Source organism: Bacteroidetes Order II. bacterium, assembly GCA_016788705.1.
Classification (GTDB): domain Bacteria; phylum Bacteroidota; class Rhodothermia; order Rhodothermales; family UBA2364; genus UBA2364.
This window is the reverse complement of record JAEUSQ010000050.1, coordinates 132,161-152,809: the sequence shown is the minus strand read 5'-3', so window position 1 is coordinate 152,809 and position 20,649 is coordinate 132,161. Positions and strand designations below refer to the sequence as shown.

The following is a 20,649-nucleotide window of genomic DNA, read 5'->3' as shown; positions in this document are numbered from 1 at the left end:
GTCAAACTTATAGCTTACGGAGAACCATATCCACCACCACCGGGCAATTCCATCACCAATTCCTCGCTGGGCCAAAGTTTATCATGACCTTTGGGAGGCGTGAACCGTTTTTTGCCTGTTGCCGTGCGAATGAAAAGTTTGCCTTGTCGTCCTTCTTTTCCGCCAAAAAGCCCATACGCCCGATTGTTGATTTTCTCGGTTACATTGCTAATGTGGATGGGGTTAGCTCCAATGTTTTTGTAGGAAAAACGTTGTCCTTCCCCACCCTTGAACTGCCCTGCGCCCCCACTGCCTTTAATCAGGTTTTTCTCCGTTACCAAAACAGGCGCATCATGTTCAAAAACTTCTATTGGGACATTGGCGACATTGGTGGGATAGCACAAGGTTGGGCCACCGTCTTGCCCTTTTCGACCGCCATAGCCACCTGCCAAAAACAAATATTCTACAAACTCGCTTTCGTCAGCCCGTTTGCCGCTTAAGACCATCACCCAAACTGCCGCACCACAATCAGCTTGGACTTTATCAGGAACGGCTTGGCTTAGGGCACGCATGACAGGCGCATAGAGCAAATTGCCAGTTACATTCCGCGCCCCAAGCGGAGCTGGCTTTTGGGCATTGAGCAAAGAGCCTTCGGGAGCCCAAACATGAATCGGGCGAAAACTACCTTCATTATTGGGGACTTCTGGGCTAAAAACGCATTTAATGGGATAAGCAGTGTAAGCAAATACATAGTTTAGCACTGCATTGATTGCCAGCCGATGCGCGGGCGAAGTCCCTGTATAGTCCACCCAAACTTCGTCGTCGCGAATGGTTAGGGCGCATTGAAAATGAACGGGTTCTTTCAGTCCATCGCCATCGGCAGTGTAGGAAGCGTGATACGTGCCATCGGGCGCTTTTCGGATGGCTTCGCGCATGGCTTTTTCGCTGGCAGCAATGATTTGGCTACCGAGCGTATCTATTTCGGTGAGCTTGTTTTCTTGCATCAACCGATGCAGGGCGCGAATGCCTTGATCGTTTGCAGCGACTTGCGCTAAAATATCTCCTAGCGTCTGCAAGGAAGCCCGCACATTGGTTTCGATAATGCGGAAAATGGTTTCGTTTTTAAGGCCTGCTGCATACAGTTTAAGGGGTGGCAAGTACAAACCTTCTTCGTAAAAATCTTTGGCACCAGCACCCCAAAGCGCCCCGCCAATATCAGGGCTATGGGCAATACAGCCAATAAAACCGATTAGCTTGCCTGCATAAAAGATAGGCGAAACAATGCCAATATCGGGTTTATGTCCTGCACACAGCCAAGGGTCATTGGTAATCACCACATCGCCTTCCTGCCAAGCGTCTAAGGGGAAATGATCTTTAATCAAGGCTTTAACCAAAAAAGGCAAAACGCCCAAAAATGAAGGTACGCTCACGCTGCTTTGGGCTAAAGATTGCCCTTTTGTATCCATTAATACTACGGCAAAGTCGGCGCTTTCTCGCGTTACCGAAGAAAAAGCCGTGCGTTGCAAAGTCGTTCCAGCTTCATCCACAATCGAGATGAGGCGCGACCAAAGAATACTTAGCTCTATTGCGCTAAAAGTTACCGAATCCGCCATCTTATTCATCCTCCTTCAATTGGATTATGATATTTTTGAAGGCATCTATCGTTACTGTGCTGTTTTTCCCAGCGACAGTTGTACTCTCAAACTCTTCGATAATGCAGGGCCCTTCAAAAGCCCGTCCAATGGGCATTTGATAGCGGTCATAGACGGGCGTTTCTTCAAAAGATTCGCCCCAGAACACGGCACGATATCCTTTAAGCATCTGCTTGGATTCGCCTATCACCTGTTGTTGGGGCTGGAGGGCTGGCTTCGGTCCGCTCACTAAAACGCGCCACGTTACCGTTTCAATGGGGATATGGTCTATGCTGCGTCCGTAACGAAGCAAGTACTCGGTTTGAAAGTTTTGTTCAATGAGTGACAAGGAAACTGCGCTGAGTTCTCCAAAAGGAATTGCAACTGCAATTTCATGCCCTTGTCCCGCATATCGCATATCTATGGTCAGCTTGGTGGTGGCAGCTTCGGGGGTAATGCCCGCATTTTGGAGAAAAGCGAGTCCTTTTTTCTGCATAGCAACAAGCATCTGATTGGCTTTGTCCCAATCTAATCCCGCAAGGCGTGAGACGTAACTACCAATTTCTTCGGTGGCAATAGGACTCACCAAAAAGCCCAAAGCACTTAATACACCCGCCCCAGATGGTACAAATAAGGCAGGAGCGCTCATCAATCGAGCAACATGGAAGGCATGAACGGGACCTGCACCGCCAAACGCCATCATGGAAAAATGGCGTGGGTCTAAACCTTTTTCGAGGATATGCACCCGTGCGGCGTTTGCCATGTTTTCGTTTACAATACGGTGAATGCCCCATGCAGCTTCCTCCACCGAAATGCCGAGCGGATCCGCAATTTTCTCCCGAATCGCTTGGGTCGCCAAGTCCTTCCGCAAGGTCATCGTGCCGCCGAGGAAATAGTTCTCGTTCAAATAACCCAATACCAAGTCTGCATCGGTAACAGTAGGATTTTTGCCGCCCCGATTGTAACAGGCTGGACCGGGCGTTGAAGCGGCACTTTCGGGACCAACGCTCAATAAACCTAAGGCATTAAGGTGGGCAATGCTGCCGCCGCCTGCCCCAATTTCAATAAGATCAATAACCGGAATGCGCACTGGCAAGCCGCTTCCTTTTTTAAAGCGTTTCTCCCGCGCCGCCTCAAAATGGTTGGTGATTTCGGGCTGTCCATTTCGGATGATCGAGGCTTTGGCGGTTGTACCACCCATATCGAAGGCGACCAAGTCGGGCGGTAGCGTGTTTTGGGTTTGCCCCAATTGCGCCGAGAAAAAAACAGAAGCCATTGCGCCTCCTGCGGGACCACTTTCGAGAAGTTGGACGGGGTTTTTACGTGCGCCTTCGAGTGTGGTCAGCCGTCCTGCCGAATCCATAATGTGGATCACGCCTGTAAACCCTAAATCCTCTAACTTGGCTTGTAAGGTCCGTAAATACGTATCCATCAATGGCTGCACATAGGCATTCATGGCTGTCGCCGAACACCGTTCGTACTCCCGAATTTCGGGCATGGTCTCACTGCTCAGCGAGTAGGTAAGGGCAGGAAACTGTTTACGGATGACTTCACCTGCCATTTGTTCGTGCTTTGGATTGGTATAAGCATGTAAAAAACACACCGCCACACTCTGCACGCCTTTCTTTTGGAGCTTGGTTAGCGCCGCTTTAAGGTCTGCTGTTTCAATGCCTTGTAGCACATGCCCGTTTTTATCCAAACGTTCCGCGATACCGATTCGCAATGCACGAGGCACCAAAGGCTGTGGCATCGTTAGGTGAATGTCGTAGATGTCATAACGCATTTCGCGCCCAATTTCCAAGACATCTTCAAAGCCTTTCGTGGTAAGCAATGCCGTTTTTGCCCCTTTTCGCTCAATGACCGCATTCGTAACCAAGGTTGTGCCATGCACAATCGTCTGCACATCTGCCAAGGAAACTGCCGCATTTTGTAAGATTTGTTGAACACCATTCAAAATCCCAAGCGAAGGATCGGGGTATGTGGTGAGCGTTTTGGCAAATACCATGCGTCCGCTTGCTTCATCCAGCAAAACGAGATCGGTAAATGTGCCACCAATGTCAATGCCTAATTTCATCATCAATGATATTCTTCGCCTCCGCTTACGTTCATGGCTTCACCCGTGATGTAAGCCGCCTGATCGGATGCAAGAAAGGCGACGGCTTTGGCAATGTCCTCCACCATACCTGTTCTGCCCAAGGGATTTCGATCCCGAATGCCTTGCAAGTAGGTTTCGTAATCCAAGCCGAGTTTTTCGCTAAAGAATTTATTTTGCCAATGTCCAAGCCCTGTTGTGATATGGTTTGGACAAACCGCATTGACTCGAATATCATACTTGCCCAACTCAACCGCATTCGAGCGGGTCAGCCCCAACACGCCATGTTTGGAAGCGGTATAAGCCGCCGCAAACGGAAATCCTGATTTGGCGGCTTGGCTGGCAATATTGACAATGCAGCCACCGCGCCCTTGCGCAATCATTTGGCGAGTGGCGTGTTTGCTACACAAAAAAGTACCTTTGAGGTTTACATCCAAAACCGCGTCCCAACTACTTTCTTGAAAATCGGGGAAAGCTTCCATTAGATAGCCCACGCCCGCATTATTGACCAAAATATCCAAACCGCCCAATTCGGTTACGGTTTGATGGATTAAATGAGCAACGGAGGCTTCTTCGCGCACGTCGCACGTAATCGTGATGGCTTTTACGCCTAATTGACGGGCTGCCGCTGCAATTGCCTCCATTTCATCGGTTGCGCCAATATGCTCAGCCGAAAACTCTGCTCCTTTGGGCGCGCCAATATCGCTAATGACGACATGGCAACCTTCGGCGGCGAGCCGCAAGACAATGGCTTCACCGATGCCTTTTGCCCGTCCGCTTCCGGTTACAATGGCAACTTTTTCTTGTAATTGATACATCTTTTTCTCCTGCAAAATCTTATCCTGCAAAAGCATCTGCCATCATGAACAGTGGATTATCAGCAAAGGCTTGGAATTGTGCTGCTACACGCTGCATGGTTTCGCTACCTAAGTCGCCAAAAAGCCCGTCTAAATCGGCAACCTCGATCACTTCCACATAGCGATAAGGCGCAGGGGCTTCACTGCCCAAAACACCCGATGTGCGAAACACCTTGAAGGCTTCCACCGATTGCAGGCGTACCACGGTCGGTACATCTATTTCTTTTGCAAACTGTTCGTACTCCGCTTCCGAAACCCCTTCTTTGAGGTTAAAGAGTACAATAAGCGTTGTTTTTTTCATAAGATCAGGGGGTTCTTGGTTGCATAAACGTTTTGGCTGCACCAGAAAGCAAGCCTTGCACAGAATTAAGCAAGAACGTGGCTCCTTTTTCGATCAAAGCCTCTGCTTGGGCAGGCGTTCCTGCTACCGTTCCAATGATTTTATTCGCGCCTAAGACCACTTCAAAAATCTCGGCAATCACCGCATTCACTTCGGGATGAGCAGGCCCATCATAAAAGCCCATAGACATTGCCAAGTCTCGTGGCCCAATGATAAAGCCATCCACACCTTCGACCTGTACCATTTTGCGCAGGTTTTTCACGCCTTCGAGGTCTTCCACTTGCGGTAAAACAAGGGTTTGGGCATTGGCAAACGAAACATATTCGACTTGGGGCATTTTCATCATATAATCGGCTGCCCGAACAGGGCCAAGCCCGCGTTTACCCAAAGGTGGATATTTGATGGCCGCCACCAATTTTTCGACATCCGCCACCGAAGTACAACCCGGCATCATCACCCCCATCACACCCGCATCCATATATTGCAGGATCAGCGCGGTATTCAAATCCCCCACACGAGCTAATGGCGTACACCCGCTTAATTCGCAAGCCCGCACTAAATGGCTGATGTCGCTCGCGGTGATTGCGCCATGCTCGGCATCAATCATATAAAAATCCATGCCCGAAAGTCCCACATATTCGCAAATGGTGGCATCGGTTGTAGGCGAAATCACCCCAAAACAGGGCTTTCTTGCCAATAGTCGGTTTTTAAGTTGGTTTTCTTTCATGACAAAGCGCTCAAGCAATGAAAAGGCGTTTAATGCAATTCGTGAATGGAACCATCAGCAATTTTTTTGCGAATAAAGTTCATCAGGCCGCCTTCTGCTGCCACATCTGCTACAAAAGGTGCAACGGGAACAGAATGGAAGGCTTCACCTGTCCGCAAATTGAGAACCGTGCCAGACTCGGTATCCCATTCTAATTCATCGCCCGTCTGGCAGCTTTTCGCAAGGTCTCTGCATGTGATAAACGGTAAGCCATAATTGATGGCATTGCGAAATTGTAGTCGTGAAAAGCTATTGGCAAAAACAGCTTGAATGCCCGCTCCCATCAAACCCGCAACCACATGTTCAATGCTTTTGCCACCTCCTGCAAAGTTATGCGCCGCCACAATGAAGGTAAAACCACCCTCTACAAAGCCATTTTCGCGGTTAAATTCTTCGGCAACGCCTGCCATGACCCACTTGGCATTCTCAGCTTTGTCTATGGGTGAAGTCCAAAAACGCTGGATAATGATGTCATAAGCCATCACATAATCCGAAGCCACCCAGCACTTTCCTGTAATTTTAGCCATGTTCGTTTTGTCCAAGTTCGTTTGTTCAAAAGATTAGTAAGTTCCCGTTTCGCGAGGATCCGTAATTTCCCCCCGAATTGCTGAAGCGGCTACAACAGCTGGACTGGTAAGATAGATTTGGGCATTTTTACTTCCCATTCTCCCTTTCATATTGCGGTTTCCAGCACTGAGAACAATATCGCCATCGCCAGCAACCCCCGTATGAATACCCGCACAAGCCGCACAGCTTGGGGTATCAATCGCCGCGCCAGCCTCCACTAAGGTTTGGAGGTAGCCCCGTTTCAAGGCTTCGAGGTAAACGGCTTGGCTAGCAGGTACCACGATCATATTTACATCGCGGTGGATTTGCTTGCCTTCGAGAATTTCTGCCATGATGGCAAAATCTTCCACCCGCCCATTGGTGCAAGTTCCCACAAAGGCTTTATTAAACTTACGCCCCACGACTTTTTCAACAGGAACCGTATCATCCAATTTATCAGGTAAAGCAACTGTAGGACCAACATTGGTAACATCCACTTCGTAAACAGCATCATAATGGGCATCGGGATCGCTGGCAATCATTTCCCAATCGCCTTTTGCAACGCCCGATAAATAGGCTTGTGTAACCGCATCGGGCGCGACAATCCCGTTTTTAGCCCCTAGATCCACCGTCATATTGCATAAAGTCATGCGCCCTGCCATATCCAAGGCTTCAATGGCTTCGCCCGTAAACTCCAAGGTCTTATAGATCAAATGCCCGTTCCAGTGCATCATCCCCATAATGTGCAAACTCAAGTCTTTTGCCATGACATAAGGCTGCCAAGTTCCTTTAATCACAAACTTGACCGATTCTGGCACACGGAACCAGCATTTGCCCGTCGCCATAGCTACCGCCGCATCGGTTACACCAATCGCATTTCCAACCGCCCCCACAGCACCATAGGTATTGGCGTGCGAATCTGTTCCAATGCTCACCTTGCCCGGCAAAACATGCCCTTGCTCCACCATGATTTGATGGGCAATCCCTTGACGACCTAAATCATAGAAATAAGCAATCTCGTGTTCCTTGACGATCTGCCGCCAGCGGTTGAGCATGGTGGCAAACTGCTCATTAGGCGGTGGAACCAAGTGGTCGCTTACACAAATGACCCGTTCTTTATCAAACACTTCGTTCACCCCCAGAGAGCGAAACTGCTTAAAACATTGCTCGCCGAGGTAATCCATTGTCATGATGCTATGCACATCCACCCACACCAATTGGCCGGGAACCACTTTATCCCGACCGCTATTGAGGGCCATTATTTTTTCGGTAATCGTCATTGGGATCAAAGGAATAGAGGCTTGGAATCAAAAAAGCCCGCCGACTTAAAAGCAGCAAAGGGGAAAAGGCAGCCGGCGGACTGAAGGGGAATTAATGGTCGCTACGAGAAGGCCCACTGGTACGCAAGTTGGGCAAATCATTCCAAAACTTAGGATCAATCTCATCTTGGGTGGCCACACGCCGTTCTTCAATCATGGTAATGCCTTGGAACTCGTCATTTTCCGTCCAGCGCCAATTCCGTACCCGATGCGTTCCATCGCCAATCAAATCAATCATTTCAAAAAGTTTGGAGCCGGGGCGGTTCAAGTAGGTCCAGATCAAACAAACGCTGTCTTTGGTTTCCCAAGAGTAGCCTTGAATGCGGGGGCTATCAAAAATTAGAACCCCTTCTTCGTTGAAATGGCACACCCCAAAGTCATGACATTCTTGATGCCCATCCGCCCAGAAGTATTGATTTACTTGGTGATAACTTCCGTCTTCATTCAATTTGATCGTTAGGCGGCTTTTCCATTCATTGGTTTTTTCGCCTTGCGCATTGATACGGATGTAGGTGCCTTCCCAAATGCCCGTGTGTTTCGGGAAAAGTCTTAATTCGGCCATAGCATTATTTAGAATAAAGGAATTAAAGGGTATCGTGAACGGGGTAAGGAAGATTTTATGTTGATGGTTCGTAAAACCAGATATTTTGCTTTTGAAAGCGTTTACAACTACTTGTTGGCTTGGAATGTACATACGCATTTCAAAAAACGATCTTCATTTATTCATGTGAATAATGTTCTTAGCACAAAGTTAACAGTTAAGGTAGTTAACTGTCAATTAAATTTACGATTAATTCTTAGAGCCTTAAAGGATCCTCAACCATGCAAGTTTCCCCCCTAAAAGAGTTCCGATATGGCTGGCCAGTCGTCTTTGCGTCTGCCATCGGCATTGGCTTGGGCATGTCGCCTTTACCTATTTATACCCTCGGTGTGTTCGCCGTTCCACTTTCACAAGCCTATGGTTGGCGGATGGATCAAATCATGCTGGCCATGCCCATTTTTACCTTGGGTGCGCTGGTGGTTAGCCCTTTCATCGGGTTAATTGCAGACAAGAGAGGGGTTCGACAAACGGTTTTAATCTCACAAATTGCGTTTGGGCTGGTTTTTATGGGGTTTGCGCTTTCAGGTGGCAGCCTCCCCCTTTATTTCTTGCTCTGGGCTTTGCTTTCGCTTGCGGGGGCTGGCACCTTGCCGATGACGTGGACACGGGCGGTCAATAACTGGTTTCAAGAAAATCGGGGGTTGGCTCTGGGCTTGGCTTTAGTGGGGACAGGGATTTTTGGCAGCCTCACCAAGCTATGGGCGGGCTACCTTGTTGGAAAACTGGGCTGGCAGATGGCGTATGTCGGGGTTGGTTTACTGCCCATTTTAGTGGCCTTCCCCCTTACTTGGCTGTTTTTCCGCGACACCAATGACCCGAAGGTGGCGGAGAAAGTGGCCGAACTCCGACGGAATACGGCCCAAGTTACTGCGGGTGAAATACAGGGGCTCAGTTTGGGAGAAGCCATGAAAGAATGGCGGTTTTGGCTGCTGGGCTTTTGTTTTGTGTTGATCTCGTTTGCCGTTGGCGGGCAAATCCCCAACTTAGAAAAACTGCTCAGTACCAAAGGTTTTGACCCCACAACCGCGATCATTTTAGCCAGTTATATGGGCTATGCAGTGGTGGTTGGGCGCTTGGTAGGAGGTTATTTGCTGGATCGTTTTTGGGCCCCTGCGGTGGCGGCAATTATGCTCAGTTTACCTGCTTTGGGATGCTATTTATTCATGCAACCTGAATTGACCTATGGCATGGCGGTCTTTGCCGTAGTCATTTTGGGCTTGGCGGCAGGGGTCGAGTATGACTTTATGGCCTACCTCGTTACCAAGTACTTTGGGATGAAAAACTATTCAGCCATTTATGGTGCTTTATATAGCTTTTTTGCCCTCGGTGCAGGTTTTGGTCCCTACTTCTTCGGGCTTTCTTTCACCCAAAACGGGCATTATAACACCATTTTACTTTATTCAGCCCTTGCATTTATTGCGGGCGCATTGCCTTTGCTCTTGATGGGAAAATATCGCAGTTTCGCGGAAGAACCCGCAAGGTAGTCCTAAGCTTTGTTTTCATTTTACCTCCATTTGGTTTTGCTTCATCTAAACCCCAAACATTATGAACTTCAAACCTTTCGGTAAGGCCTCGCCTGTGCGGGCTGTTTTATTCATCTGCTTATGCCTGCTTTTTAGTGTACAAGTTTATGCCCAACATAGGGTGCAAGGGCGGGTTACAGGTACGGACGGACAAGCTTTAATTGGTGTTGTCGTCAAAGAAAAAGGTGTCAATAACGGCACTACAACGGATGTAAATGGGAAATATCAGCTCAGAACGCGGTCTGGAGATAGTAGCCTGATGATTAGTTTTGTGGGGATGAAAACCATTGAAGTCGCGGTTTCTAATCTTGCAACGGTGGATGTAACGATGGAAGAGGATGTGACCAATCTCTCGGATGTGGTGGTAACAGCGAGCCTTTCCGAAAACCGCAAGTTGGAAACACCTGCTTCGGTAGAATCTGTGGACATACGACGTCTGGAGTCGCTTAAGCCCGAAGCCTATAATGAAGCTTTGCAGAACCTACCCGGCGTAATGGTGAACCAAAACCAAGGCCGTCGTAACAATATTCGATTGCGTGGCTTCCCGGATGGCACGCCGTTGGGTGGGATGGCCTATACTGCGGTCTTGCTGGATGGAATCCCCGCACTAGGAACACCAGCGAAACTTCCCGAAAACGGCTTTGGATTTGATACCAATATTGACCGCGTGGAATTGGTAAAAGGCTCTGCGGCCACGTTGTTTGGACGCGGCGCGGCGGCGGGTGTGGTCAATATGATTACCCGTACTGGCGGCGAAAAAATGAGCGGCTCTGTGCGTCTGACCAATTATAATGACATCCTTGATAAGGGTGGGTTTAATTATCGCTTAGACTATAACCTTAACGGACCAATCACCAAGCAACTCCGCTACAATGTGGGCGGCTGGCTTTTAAATGATTCTGGCTTTCGGAATACCGGCTACAATGACGAGGGGATGCAAGTGCGGGCAAACCTTGACTATCTCTTGGCCGAAAATCGCGGTAGCATTCGCTTCTATGGACAATATGCCGATTTTAATTTCCAAAACTTGACCGACGTAGCCGTTAATGCCGAAACACTGAAATTGGCGGACGGTTGGAAAAATACGGATACCTATAACTTCCCCTTTAGCAACGAAATAAACTACCGCATTCGCGTTCGGAACTCCACCAACCCAGCCACCCAAGTTTCCCTCTTAGACAGCAACGGAAAAGAAATTACACGCAACTTCGGTGATGCGCTCGCGGGTGGCTCATATGCCAAAGGCTATCATGCTGGAACACGCCTCCGATTGACACTGGGTGCTGGTTTTCAGGTCGAGAACCACTTACGTATTCAGAAAATGGGCACTGGTGTGCGTTATGCCTTTGCCCTGCCTGCTTTCTATAATGCCAATGTGGTGTCGCGCCTGCTATTAGATGGCGATAGCGACGATGATGAACTGATCAATGATCTTAAGATCAACAAAACCTTTGAGGGGGCCAATTCTCGGCATAAAGTATCCGCTGGCTTCTACTATTCATCCATCAACCTTTTGCCCGAAACCTACAGTTTGGTTCACGGCAGTAGTACCAACCCTAATGATTTAAAACTACTCAGCTTCATCACAGGCGCGCCCATTGCGAAAGATGCAACAGGCAATTATCCAATCCAAAACGGCGGTATTACACGGCGCGGCGACTATACCGAGGCTGTTAAAGCCTTCTCCTTTGGCGATGAAATGAAAATCGGCGATAACTTGAACGTTTTGGCCGGCTTCCGTTACGACCTGTTGGATATTGACATGTCCGAAACCAAGTTTCCTGCAGATAAAGCCCTTACACGGGTAGAAAAATTCCAAGATTGGTCTGCAACACTCGCTGCCAACTACCAACTTTCAACAAGCGCGGCGATTTACGGCAACCTGAACCGCACTTTCCGTATGCCTGACTACTCGGCCTTTACTTCTTTGGAATGGACCAGTGCAACCGATCAAAAGTTGTTACGTGCACCAAATGGGATCGAAAAAAATGAAATTATTTATAACGCGGAATTGGGTTATCGGAATGCTTTTGGCGATTTGTCCATAGATGCCGCTGTTTTCTTCACCCAAATTAACAACCGTTTGGCCGCCATTTTTGAGAATGGTATTTTGCAATCCAAACCTTTGGGTAGCAACCGAATTACGGGTGGGGAAATTAGCCTTAACTACCGCCCACAAGCCATTCGTGGATTGAATCTGGCAAGTTCTCTTACCTACCAAAATGCCATTTTTACCGACTTTAAAATCTCGACCACCGCAGATCCGAATAAAGACTTGTTTGGAAACGTGATTGTACAAGAAAGCGATAAGGTCTATACCATTAACCTAAAAGACAAGTCTTTGCCAGGCGTGCCAAACATGATGCTGAACCTCTTGGCGGACTATAGCCACCAATATTTTGGGGTTGACTTGGGGTATAATCTCATCGGTGAGAGCTACCAAGATGCCACCAATATTTTAAAGCTTCCTGCCCTGACCAATATCAATGCAGGTGTATATGGCAAGATTCCAGTGGGCAAAAACATCGTCCGAATTGGGGCACAAGCCAAGAATCTGACGAATGAGCAAGCCTTGGTTAACATTGCGGGTGTATCTGATAACGACACCATCCTTCGCCGTAAGCAAGGCAGCACTGCATCGGGTGTGACCGGAACCTTGGCACATGGCTATGTACAGTTACCACGTCGCGTATTGTTCTATGCGTCCTATACCTTCTAATTGAGGGCTTGAAAGCGCCAAAACAGGTAGTGCGCTGTCTTTTCCTGATTAAACTCTATGGGGTGGGCTTTATATTCACACGGTTCACCCCTTTTTTAACTTATCGAGTTTGTGTTATGCGTTTATTTAATCGTGCTGTATGGCTCGCCAACCTTTGCTGGTTTTCCTTTGCCGTTTTACAGACGGGTTGTAGCCATTCTTCCCAAACCCTTGCGCCCAAAGCCGCTACCGTGCCGCCTTTAGACCTTTCCAAGCCTGAAGACAATATGACGGCTTTTCTCAAAATGCGGATTACAACGGAGTTAAATAAAGAAGTGTATTTTTATGCTTCGGGCAAGATTTATTCCTTTGTACCAGGTGAGCGAGACCGCCCTTTGTTTGATTTTGAGATGTATAACGTTGGAAAAATCGTGCAAACGGAAGGGGGCTACCAAATGCTGACCCGCGAAGTGGGCTTTTATAAAGACTTAAAAACGGGCGAATACTTAGCCAAATGGGAAAACCCTTGGACGAAAAAAACCGAAGAGGTGATCCATGTCTGGAATGATCCCGTAAACCAAAAATTTCAATTGGAAAGCCCACGCGGAAAATGGGCAGTGCCTTACACCATGTTGGGCGACCGTGTGGTGATGAATAATGACATTTTTCTGACCTATCCTTCGCCCCTAAAAGTGGCAGAATACCCCGAAAACTCGGCATCGGATACCTACGAAGCAGCAGAACTATTCCAATTCTTCGCCAACAAAGCCGATTTAGACAATCCCGCCATCCAAAATGCACCTGCCGAAGTTTCATGGACGCGGATGGGGCCTTGGCTGCCTTGGATGGGCATGGGACAACGCACAGGTAGCCTTGTCTATCAAACGAGAGGCTATAAAGTAAAATCATGGGACGCACTGCCTAAGCAAATGCGCGATTTTGTGATGAACAATTTCCCCGAATTTAAGCACGCACCTGATGCCAATACTGCCGAGAACGAAACCAGTTGGACGTATTTCAAGAAACTGAAAAGTGCAAAAAAATAAGTGGGAATCCCAATTCTTATAGAAGAGCAAGGTTTACGGGATGGCTTGCAAACCCTGCCCATTCTGGTTCCGCTTGAAATAAAAGTGGCTTGGGTACAACGCCTGATCGAGGCGGGGCTTAGGCGGATTCAGGTAACTTCCTTTGTGCATCCGCGCTTTGTGCCACAAATGGCAGATGCCGAAGCCTTATTTGCCCAATTAGGGCAGCCCTCAGATGTGGTTTTGAGCGCATTGGTACTTAATCAAAAAGGCGTAGCCCGTGCGATAGATGCAGGGGTTCGCCATTTAGCCATTTCTCTTTCGGCAAGTGAAACGCACAGCCTGAAAAATACCCGCATGACCTTGGCAGCGGCAAAAGCAGACTTTCGCGAAAACCTACGATTGGCACAGCAGCACCACATCACCGTTCGTGCGGGTATTCAGTGTGCGTTTGGTTGTCGCTATGAAGGTCAGATTGATCCTCAACACGTCTTGGATTTGGTGAAACACCATATGGACGCAGGCGCAAATGAGATCGCACTTGCCGATAGTACGGGCATGGCAAACCCGCGCCAGTTGAAGGCGTTGATGGAGAAAGTTTTGGACGTGGCAGGCGATTTACCCGTTTCTTTGCATTTGCACAATACCGAAAACAAGGGCTTGGCAAATGTGTATGCGGGTCTGGAAGCAGGCGTTCGGCAATTTGATACAGCTTTTGGCGGTCTGGGCGGCTGTCCCTTTATCAAAAATGCAACGGGCAATATCGCCACCGAAGATACGGTTCATCTGTTGCACCAAATGGGCTATGAAACGGGCTTAGACCTTAAAAAACTGGCAAGCTTAAGCCAAGATATTGCCCAATTTTTGGAAATGCCTTTACCGGGTGCGCTTTATAAACTCATGCAAGAACCGATTCAGGTTTGCTAAATCCTTGCAAGCCCTCAATGCTATAAAAAATGCTTACAACAGCCGAGAAAATCTTAAGCCAAAAAGCCGGCAAAACTGTTCGTGCGGGCGAATTGGTGGTGGTGTCCGTAGATGGGGTTATGGCAACCGATACGACTGCGCCCAGCGCTTTAAAAGCCTTCGAGAAAATGGGCGGACGAACCGTTTGGAATCCAAACCATTGCGCTTTGGTGATAGACCATGCTGCGCCTGCCCCGAATGAGCGCATCGCCAACTTGCACCAGCTTATGCGCGATTTTGCTAAAGCACAAGGCATTCGCTTATTTGAAATTGGGGAAGGCATTTGCCATCAAGTGATGGTGGAACAGCAATATGTACGCCCCAACGAAGTGTTTATCGGTGCAGATAGCCACACACCGACCTATGGCGCACTCAATGCTTTTGCGTGCGGTGTGGGTTCAACGGACTTGGCAGCGGTAATGCTGACAGGTCAAATCTGGCTCAAAGTCCCGCAAACGATTCGCATTCGTTGCACGGGGCAGTTGCCACCCCATGTTAGTGCAAAAGATTTGGTGTTGTTTTTAACGGGCAAAATCGGCATTTCGGGCGCAACGTATCAAGCCATTGAGTTTGAAGGCGAGGCGTTTGCCCAGATGAGCCTTGCCTCTCGGATGTGTGTAGCGAATATGGTTGCCGAAATGGGCGCAAAAACCTGTTTTGTTCATCCCAAAGGCTTATCACTGCCCTACGAATTTGAAGCCCTTTCCCCCGATGACGGTGCTACCTATGCCGCCACCTATGAATTTGAAGTGTCTGCGCTGCAACCCCAAATCGCCGCACCCGAATCACCCGACAATGTGGGCGACCTCACACCCCACTTAGGAAAACCGATCCAATATGGCTTTATCGGAACCTGTGGCAATGGTCGTTTGGAGGACTTACAAGTTGCCGCCGCTGTACTAGCAGGCAAACGCCTTGCTTCAGGAACGCGCTTGGTCATTGCTCCCGCATCCCGTGCCGTTTTCTTGGCAGCGATGAACGATGGAACGGCGCAAACCTTAATTGAAGCGGGCGCAAGTTTTATCACGCCCGGTTGTGGACCTTGTGTAGGCAGCCACGAAGGGGTTCCCGCCGATGGCGAAACCGTGATTTCGAGCGCCAATCGGAATTTTAGAGGCCGCATGGGCAATCCACGCGCTCATATTTACTTGGCTTCGCCTGCAACCGTTGCCGCCTCTGTTTTGCACGGATACATTGCAAACCCTTAGAAATTATGGAACTTAGCCAAAAACCGATTCGCCAAACGGCGGTTATTTTAGCCATTGTTGCCTCTGCCTTGGGCTTTTTTGTGGACTTATACGACATCATTATTGTCAGTGTGGTGCGCCGCGCCAGCCTGCTTTCGGTTGGCGTGCCAGAAAGCGAACTTTTAGACAAAGGCGTTCTATTGCTCAATGTGCAAATGGCGGGCATGTTGATTGGCGGTTTTTTATGGGGCATTTTGGGCGATAAACGCGGGCGCTTGTCTGTGCTTTTTGGCTCTATTTTATTGTATTCGGTAGCAACTTTGGCAAATGCCTACGCCCCAAACTATGAATGGTTTTTAGCCTTACGCTTTTTGGCAGGTGTTGGCTTGGCGGGCGAACTGGGGGCGGGCATTACCTTGGTTGCGGAGCAGATGCCACAAGGAAAACGGGGCTTGGGTCCCGCCATCATCGGTTCTTGTGGCATGTTGGGCGCTATTTTTGGGGCATACATTGGCGGGAACTACTCATGGCAATTCACTTATCAACTGGGCGGATTTATGGGATTTGCGCTACTTTTGCTGCGGCTCGGGGTCTTGGAAAGCGGGCTTTACGAAGGGCTAAAAGAGAAAACCCACAACCGAGGCAATCTCTCGATTATTTTTAAAAATCCTTATCACTTTAAACGATATGCAGCGGTTATTCTGATGGGATTTCCGGGCTGGTTTGTGAATGGAATCGTGATGACCTTCACCCCCGAAATTGCCCGAAGCATGGGCATGTCCGAAATTCCCAGTGTCGCAACCGTATTTAGCGTGTTTTTTATTGGATTTACATTTGGCGATTTTTCGTGCGGACTGTTAAGCCAATGGCTACAAAGTCGCAAAAAAGCCATCTTAGGCTATCTCCTTGGTTTTACGCTTCTTGTGGGGATTTATTTTATTTGGGGCTTCCAATCTGTTGCCCTTTATTACACCATTTTCTTGTTCATGGGCATCAGCGTGGGTTATACGATTGTATTGCTTACGAATGCCGCCGAGATGTTCGGCACGAACATTCGTTCCACCGTTACGACTTCCTCTTTAAACCTCTTGCGGGCTTCCGTTATTCCCCAATCGCTTTTGTTTTCGGCTTTGGTGCCTTCCTTGGGCGCAGCGAATGCCGCCATTATCACGGGCATTTGCTCCTTAGCCTTGGCTTTTTACGGATACACCCAATTGGAAGAAACCTTCCATAAAGACTTGGACTATGTTGATGAATAATCCTGCGGGGAAAGCCCACGTCTATGGCGATAACATAGACACCGACCGCATCATTCCGGGCAAATACACCAAAACCTTAGATGTACAATCCTTAGCCGATCATGTTTTGGAAGACCTCGATCCAGACTTCCGCCAAAAACTGACCGTAGGCGATATTTTGGTGGCAGGCGATAATTTTGGCTGTGGTTCTTCGCGGGAGCAAGCCCCTGTAGCGCTTCAAACGGCGGGCGTTTCGTTGGTCATTGCCCGATATTTTGCCCGTATCTTTTTCCGAAATGCCATCAATATCGGCTTACCTGCCATGGAAATCCCCGATCATGATATTGCCAATGGCGACCGCTTAGAAGCCGATTTACAACAAGGCACCGTGCGCAATTTGACAACAGGAAAAATCTATCAAGCAGCGGCTTTGCCCTCTGTTATGTTCCACATTTTACAAGAAGGAGGCTTGGTCAATTACCTCAAAAAACACGGCTCGTACCAAGCCCTCTAAATGATTTATCTGATGAAAAAACAACTACTTATTTGGGCGTTTCTTTTGATGGTTTTGCCTTTACAAGCCCAAAATCTCAATGCCGACTGGCAGCGCCTCAACAAGCTGTTTACGGGCGAGTTCAATAACTTCCAACAAGTTTGGCAAGAGCGTGAAGATGTCATTCCCGATTCTTTGGTGCATGAGCATATTCATTCCATTTTTAAGCCCGTTTCTATTCCTGCACTCGGTGCAAACGTGTTCTTTGTCAAGCAGTACATGAACGGCGATCCCAATAAGGTCTATCGGATGCGGGTCTATCAGTTTGTGCCAGACAAGAAGGAAAAAGCCATTCGTTTGGACATTTATTCGTTCAAGGACAAAGCCGACGAAGAGCGGTTTAAGCTCGCTGACGAAAATCCAAGCTTGCTTACTTCGCTCACCTCCGAACAGTTCACCAGCGTTCCGGGTTGCAGCGTCTATTGGAAGAAGCAAACCAATGACGAATTTATCGGCACGATGAAGCCCCGCGCCTGCAATTTTGTCTCGCGGCGTACCAATAAGCGCATTTACATCACCGATACGCTCAAGCTCAATGCCGAAGAAATTTGGATCAGCGACCAAGCCACCGACGAGGACGGGAAATATGTGTTTGGGCATAAAGGCAAGATCCCGCATAAACTTCGCCGCGTGCGTCCCTTCAAAGGCTGGGTAGCGATTGTGAAAGACGGAACCGACCGCGACAACATTCAAGACAGCGATTATGTCTTTATCCCTGATCTAAAACTGCACGATCAAGGCGTTAAAAAGCGCATTACGCTACCCGATGGCACGGTTACGCCTTATTCCTTCGAGCTTTCGCAAGTAATCTTCCAGAAAAAAACGCCTGTGATGAAACTCGCCATTTATGAAGATGGCAAACCTAAGGCGCTTTCTTATACATGGACCAACCCCGAAGCAGAACGGATTGGCATCAACCTCCGTTGGGTACAAGTGGGCTTAACTTTGGTGAAGGAATAAATGTAAAACTCGAATGACAAAACCACTTCAAGGGATTCAAGTTTTAGAATGTACCCATGCCGTAATGGGACCTTCTGCGGGTTTGCTTTTGGCAGACATGGGCGCGGAAGTCATCCATATTGAGCCACTCGAGGGCGATGCTACGCGGCGGCTCAAAGGCTTCGGTACAGGCTATTTTACCTTTTTTAACCGCAATAAAAAAAGTTTGGCGCTCAACCTGAAATCTGAAGAAGGACGGCAGATTTTTTATGACTTGGCGAAAAAAGCAGACATCATTTTGGAAAACTTTGGTCCTGGCACGATGGAGCGCTTGGGCTTAGGCTATGAAACGCTTTCCGCTCAGAACGAACGCCTGATTTATTGCTCGCTGAAAGGTTTTTTGGCAGGCCCCTACGAAAAACGCCATGCGATGGATGAAGTGGTGCAGATGATGGCAGGCTTGGCCTACATGACAGGACGACCAGGTGATCCACTCAGAGCAGGCAGTTCCGTTGTGGACATCACAGGCGGCATGTTTGGCTATATCGGCATTTTATTGGCGCTCTACGAACGGCAACAAACGGGCAAAGGCAAGTTTGTGCAAGCCTCGCTTTTCGAGACAGCGGCTTTCCTGATGGGGCAACACATGGCCTATAGTGCTATTGGGCAAGAACCCGTTCCGCCGATGCCCGCCCGCGTGAGCGCATGGAGCATTTATAGCATCTACGACACCGCCGACAATGAAAAAGTCTTTGTCGGTGTCATCAGCGAACGGCATTGGGAAAAGTTATGCACCGCTTTTGGCTGGCAGGATTGGCTACAAGACGAGCGTTTAAAAAACAATAACTTACGAATTGCAGAACGCGACTGGTTTTTGCCTGAATTGGCAGCACGTTTCAAGCAATTTACCAAAGCTGACATCATTGAACGCTGTGAACGAGCAGGTCTTCCGTTTGCGCCGATTGCCAAGCCCGAAGACCTTTTTACTGATCCCCAAATGACGCACGGGCAAAACCTCCTTGATGTCAAACTGCCTGATGGACGCAGCGCCTCCCTCCCCAATTTCCCCTTAAACTATGGCGGAGATCGCGCCCAGAAATACGCCGATCCACCGAAAACAGGCGAACATACCACCGAAGTTTTACAACACCTTGGGCTTTCTGAGTCCGAACTTTCCGAATTACGCAACAAAAATATCATTGCCTAATCCTATAAAAAACAAACCCATGATACGCCTTGGACGCTTCCCTTTATCCCTCTTGATCTTGCTCTTTGTTTGCACCCCAACCTTCGCCCAAACCTTACCCGATACAGGCATTTCAGGCGTATATGAAGTGATGATGGGCGTTAAAAACCGCACAGAAGCCATTCGTTACTTTGGCGAGTTTGGTTTTGCCGTTGTGGATAGTGCCAAAATCTCGGCAGATCGTGCACAAGCCTTGTACAATGTGCCATCGCCCCTCACCTCCTACCGCTTGCAAAACGGCGATGTGGACAGTCATGGACTCTTACGCATCTTTGTTTGGGAAAAACCGCTGGGCAATGGTGTGGGCTACTCAACCCCAGAAACCATCGGATCACGCATGGCCGTCATGAAAACGAGCGACATCATGCGGCTCTATGACATTTATTCCCTTGCCCGTGCTACCAAACAGCCGTGGTTGCCTACCGAACCTATCGCCGATGATTTATTTGGGCTCAATAAAGAAAATAAGTTTGACTTTTTTAAGCGCCCCGCTTTAGTGCGGGAAAATGCGGTTTATGGCGAATTTTTCAACCACGTTTTTTTCCAAAGATCGGGCTATCATATTGAAGGATATGGCACCATAAATCCCAAAGCGCCCCTTAAAACCAGCGAATTTACCCATCATGACTTCTTTATCCAAGCTGAAAATATGGAAGCCATTTCCTACCTTTCTACGGCATTAGGGCTAAAAGCAGAAGGTGCGCCCGAAGTGGACGGCGATTGGCTACGAGGCCCCAAACGGGTGTTTATGATGGAAGATGGCTACACCCATTGGTATCAAGGCTTTGTTTCTCCTAATAATATCTGTGGAAAACTCAAGTTTTTTATCCCGCGTGCGCCAAAACCAAACCGTTCTCAACACCAACGCGTCGGCGAATTGGGCATTACGCTACATTCTTTTTATGTTCCTGATCTCAAAAAAGTGCATGATTTGGTCGTGGCAGATAAACGCCTAAAAGCCACCGCGATTCAGAGAAATGAGTTTGGTGAATTGAGTTTTGTTTTCTCCGATCAAACGGGCTGTACATGGCAAATTATAGAGAAAAAATCGGTCAAAAAACAGCCTGTAAAAGTGCTGAAAATGGAATTTGTGAATGAATAAACCAGCTTTTACCATTTGCAAATAGGAACCCCAGCCTGCTT

The 20,649-nt window shown here is 48.4% G+C and carries 18 protein-coding genes; 10 read left to right on the top strand and 8 right to left on the bottom strand.

The window, feature by feature from the left end; genetic code table 11:
- Window positions 1–14: 14 nt before the first annotated feature.
- From JNN12_13125 to JNN12_13090, 8 genes are all read right to left on the bottom strand, one after another.
- Window positions 15–1,601: a hydantoinase B/oxoprolinase family protein gene (locus tag JNN12_13125; GenBank protein ID MBL7979275.1), complete on the bottom strand. Its 1,587-nt coding sequence runs from the start codon at window positions 1,599–1,601 to the stop codon at window positions 15–17.
- On the bottom strand, window positions 1,594–3,687 hold the full coding sequence (locus JNN12_13120) for a hydantoinase/oxoprolinase family protein (protein ID MBL7979274.1): 2,094 nt from the start codon (window positions 3,685–3,687) through the stop codon (window positions 1,594–1,596). Before JNN12_13120 ends, JNN12_13125 begins: the two co-directional genes overlap by 8 nt.
- Window positions 3,687–4,520: an SDR family oxidoreductase gene (locus tag JNN12_13115; protein MBL7979273.1), complete on the bottom strand. Its 834-nt coding sequence runs from the start codon at window positions 4,518–4,520 to the stop codon at window positions 3,687–3,689. Before JNN12_13115 ends, JNN12_13120 begins: the two co-directional genes overlap by 1 nt.
- Before the next feature lie 19 nt (window positions 4,521–4,539).
- Window positions 4,540–4,860: a hypothetical protein gene (locus JNN12_13110; protein ID MBL7979272.1), complete on the bottom strand. Its 321-nt coding sequence runs from the start codon at window positions 4,858–4,860 to the stop codon at window positions 4,540–4,542.
- Between the two features lie 4 nt (window positions 4,861–4,864).
- Window positions 4,865–5,626: a hypothetical protein gene (locus JNN12_13105; protein ID MBL7979271.1), complete on the bottom strand. Its 762-nt coding sequence runs from the start codon at window positions 5,624–5,626 to the stop codon at window positions 4,865–4,867.
- A gap of 29 nt (window positions 5,627–5,655) precedes the next feature.
- A complete protein-coding gene (locus tag JNN12_13100; GenBank protein MBL7979270.1) occupies window positions 5,656–6,192 on the bottom strand; it encodes a hypothetical protein in 537 nt (178 codons plus the stop codon).
- A 33-nt stretch (window positions 6,193–6,225) separates the two neighbouring features.
- A complete protein-coding gene (locus JNN12_13095) occupies window positions 6,226–7,491 on the bottom strand; it encodes a 3-isopropylmalate dehydratase large subunit (protein ID MBL7979269.1) in 1,266 nt (421 codons plus the stop codon).
- Between the two features lie 91 nt (window positions 7,492–7,582).
- The gene (locus JNN12_13090; protein MBL7979268.1) at window positions 7,583–8,092 is read right to left on the bottom strand and encodes a DUF3598 family protein; all 510 of its coding nucleotides are present in this window, start codon (window positions 8,090–8,092) and stop codon (window positions 7,583–7,585) included.
- 260 nt (window positions 8,093–8,352) lie between these two features.
- On the opposite strand from JNN12_13090, the gene JNN12_13085 reads away from it, so the two are divergent.
- The 10 genes from JNN12_13085 (at window position 8,353) to JNN12_13040 (ending at window position 20,608) form a co-directional block, all read left to right on the top strand.
- Window positions 8,353–9,615 (top strand): MFS transporter, encoded by a 1,263-nt coding sequence (locus JNN12_13085; protein MBL7979267.1) that lies wholly within the window; start codon window positions 8,353–8,355, stop codon window positions 9,613–9,615.
- Window positions 9,616–9,676: 61 nt separating this feature from the next.
- Window positions 9,677–12,373 carry a TonB-dependent receptor gene (locus JNN12_13080; protein MBL7979266.1) on the top strand — a complete coding sequence of 899 codons (2,697 nt, stop codon included), beginning with the start codon at window positions 9,677–9,679 and terminating at the stop codon, window positions 12,371–12,373.
- 116 nt (window positions 12,374–12,489) lie between these two features.
- Window positions 12,490–13,398: a DUF1838 family protein gene (locus tag JNN12_13075; GenBank protein MBL7979265.1), complete on the top strand. Its 909-nt coding sequence runs from the start codon at window positions 12,490–12,492 to the stop codon at window positions 13,396–13,398.
- Complete coding sequence (locus JNN12_13070) at window positions 13,399–14,304, top strand: hydroxymethylglutaryl-CoA lyase (GenBank protein ID MBL7979264.1); 906 nt, start codon at window positions 13,399–13,401, stop codon at window positions 14,302–14,304.
- 29 nt (window positions 14,305–14,333) lie between these two features.
- Window positions 14,334–15,551: a 3-isopropylmalate dehydratase large subunit gene (locus tag JNN12_13065; protein ID MBL7979263.1), complete on the top strand. Its 1,218-nt coding sequence runs from the start codon at window positions 14,334–14,336 to the stop codon at window positions 15,549–15,551.
- Window positions 15,552–15,556: 5 nt separating this feature from the next.
- Window positions 15,557–16,789 (top strand): MFS transporter, encoded by a 1,233-nt coding sequence (locus JNN12_13060; protein MBL7979262.1) that lies wholly within the window; start codon window positions 15,557–15,559, stop codon window positions 16,787–16,789.
- The gene (locus JNN12_13055) at window positions 16,782–17,282 is read left to right on the top strand and encodes a 3-isopropylmalate dehydratase small subunit (protein ID MBL7979261.1); all 501 of its coding nucleotides are present in this window, start codon (window positions 16,782–16,784) and stop codon (window positions 17,280–17,282) included. Before JNN12_13060 ends, JNN12_13055 begins: the two co-directional genes overlap by 8 nt.
- Before the next feature lie 12 nt (window positions 17,283–17,294).
- Window positions 17,295–18,281, top strand: coding sequence for a chromophore lyase CpcT/CpeT (locus tag JNN12_13050; GenBank protein ID MBL7979260.1), 987 nt, complete (start codon window positions 17,295–17,297; stop codon window positions 18,279–18,281).
- 13 nt (window positions 18,282–18,294) lie between these two features.
- Window positions 18,295–19,467: a CoA transferase gene (locus JNN12_13045; protein MBL7979259.1), complete on the top strand. Its 1,173-nt coding sequence runs from the start codon at window positions 18,295–18,297 to the stop codon at window positions 19,465–19,467.
- A gap of 19 nt (window positions 19,468–19,486) precedes the next feature.
- Window positions 19,487–20,608 (top strand): hypothetical protein, encoded by a 1,122-nt coding sequence (locus tag JNN12_13040; GenBank protein ID MBL7979258.1) that lies wholly within the window; start codon window positions 19,487–19,489, stop codon window positions 20,606–20,608.
- The last annotated feature ends 41 nt before the right edge of the window (window positions 20,609–20,649 follow it).

Coding starts and splice junctions, on each gene's coding strand:
- JNN12_13065 (MBL7979263.1), top strand. CDS start 14,334: ATGCTTACAACAGCCGAGAAAATCTTAAGCCAAAAAGCCGGCAAAACT.
- JNN12_13110 (MBL7979272.1), bottom strand. CDS start 4,860: ATGAAAAAAACAACGCTTATTGTACTCTTTAACCTCAAAGAAGGGGTT.
- JNN12_13080 (MBL7979266.1), top strand. CDS start 9,677: ATGAACTTCAAACCTTTCGGTAAGGCCTCGCCTGTGCGGGCTGTTTTA.
- JNN12_13075 (MBL7979265.1), top strand. CDS start 12,490: ATGCGTTTATTTAATCGTGCTGTATGGCTCGCCAACCTTTGCTGGTTT.
- JNN12_13045 (MBL7979259.1), top strand. CDS start 18,295: ATGACAAAACCACTTCAAGGGATTCAAGTTTTAGAATGTACCCATGCC.
- JNN12_13040 (MBL7979258.1), top strand. CDS start 19,487: ATGATACGCCTTGGACGCTTCCCTTTATCCCTCTTGATCTTGCTCTTT.
- JNN12_13050 (MBL7979260.1), top strand. CDS start 17,295: ATGAAAAAACAACTACTTATTTGGGCGTTTCTTTTGATGGTTTTGCCT.
- JNN12_13120 (MBL7979274.1), bottom strand. CDS start 3,687: ATGATGAAATTAGGCATTGACATTGGTGGCACATTTACCGATCTCGTT.
- JNN12_13055 (MBL7979261.1), top strand. CDS start 16,782: ATGAATAATCCTGCGGGGAAAGCCCACGTCTATGGCGATAACATAGAC.
- JNN12_13125 (MBL7979275.1), bottom strand. CDS start 1,601: ATGAATAAGATGGCGGATTCGGTAACTTTTAGCGCAATAGAGCTAAGT.
- JNN12_13100 (MBL7979270.1), bottom strand. CDS start 6,192: ATGGCTAAAATTACAGGAAAGTGCTGGGTGGCTTCGGATTATGTGATG.
- JNN12_13085 (MBL7979267.1), top strand. CDS start 8,353: ATGCAAGTTTCCCCCCTAAAAGAGTTCCGATATGGCTGGCCAGTCGTC.
- JNN12_13115 (MBL7979273.1), bottom strand. CDS start 4,520: ATGTATCAATTACAAGAAAAAGTTGCCATTGTAACCGGAAGCGGACGG.
- JNN12_13090 (MBL7979268.1), bottom strand. CDS start 8,092: ATGGCCGAATTAAGACTTTTCCCGAAACACACGGGCATTTGGGAAGGC.
- JNN12_13105 (MBL7979271.1), bottom strand. CDS start 5,626: ATGAAAGAAAACCAACTTAAAAACCGACTATTGGCAAGAAAGCCCTGT.
- JNN12_13060 (MBL7979262.1), top strand. CDS start 15,557: ATGGAACTTAGCCAAAAACCGATTCGCCAAACGGCGGTTATTTTAGCC.
- JNN12_13095 (MBL7979269.1), bottom strand. CDS start 7,491: ATGACGATTACCGAAAAAATAATGGCCCTCAATAGCGGTCGGGATAAA.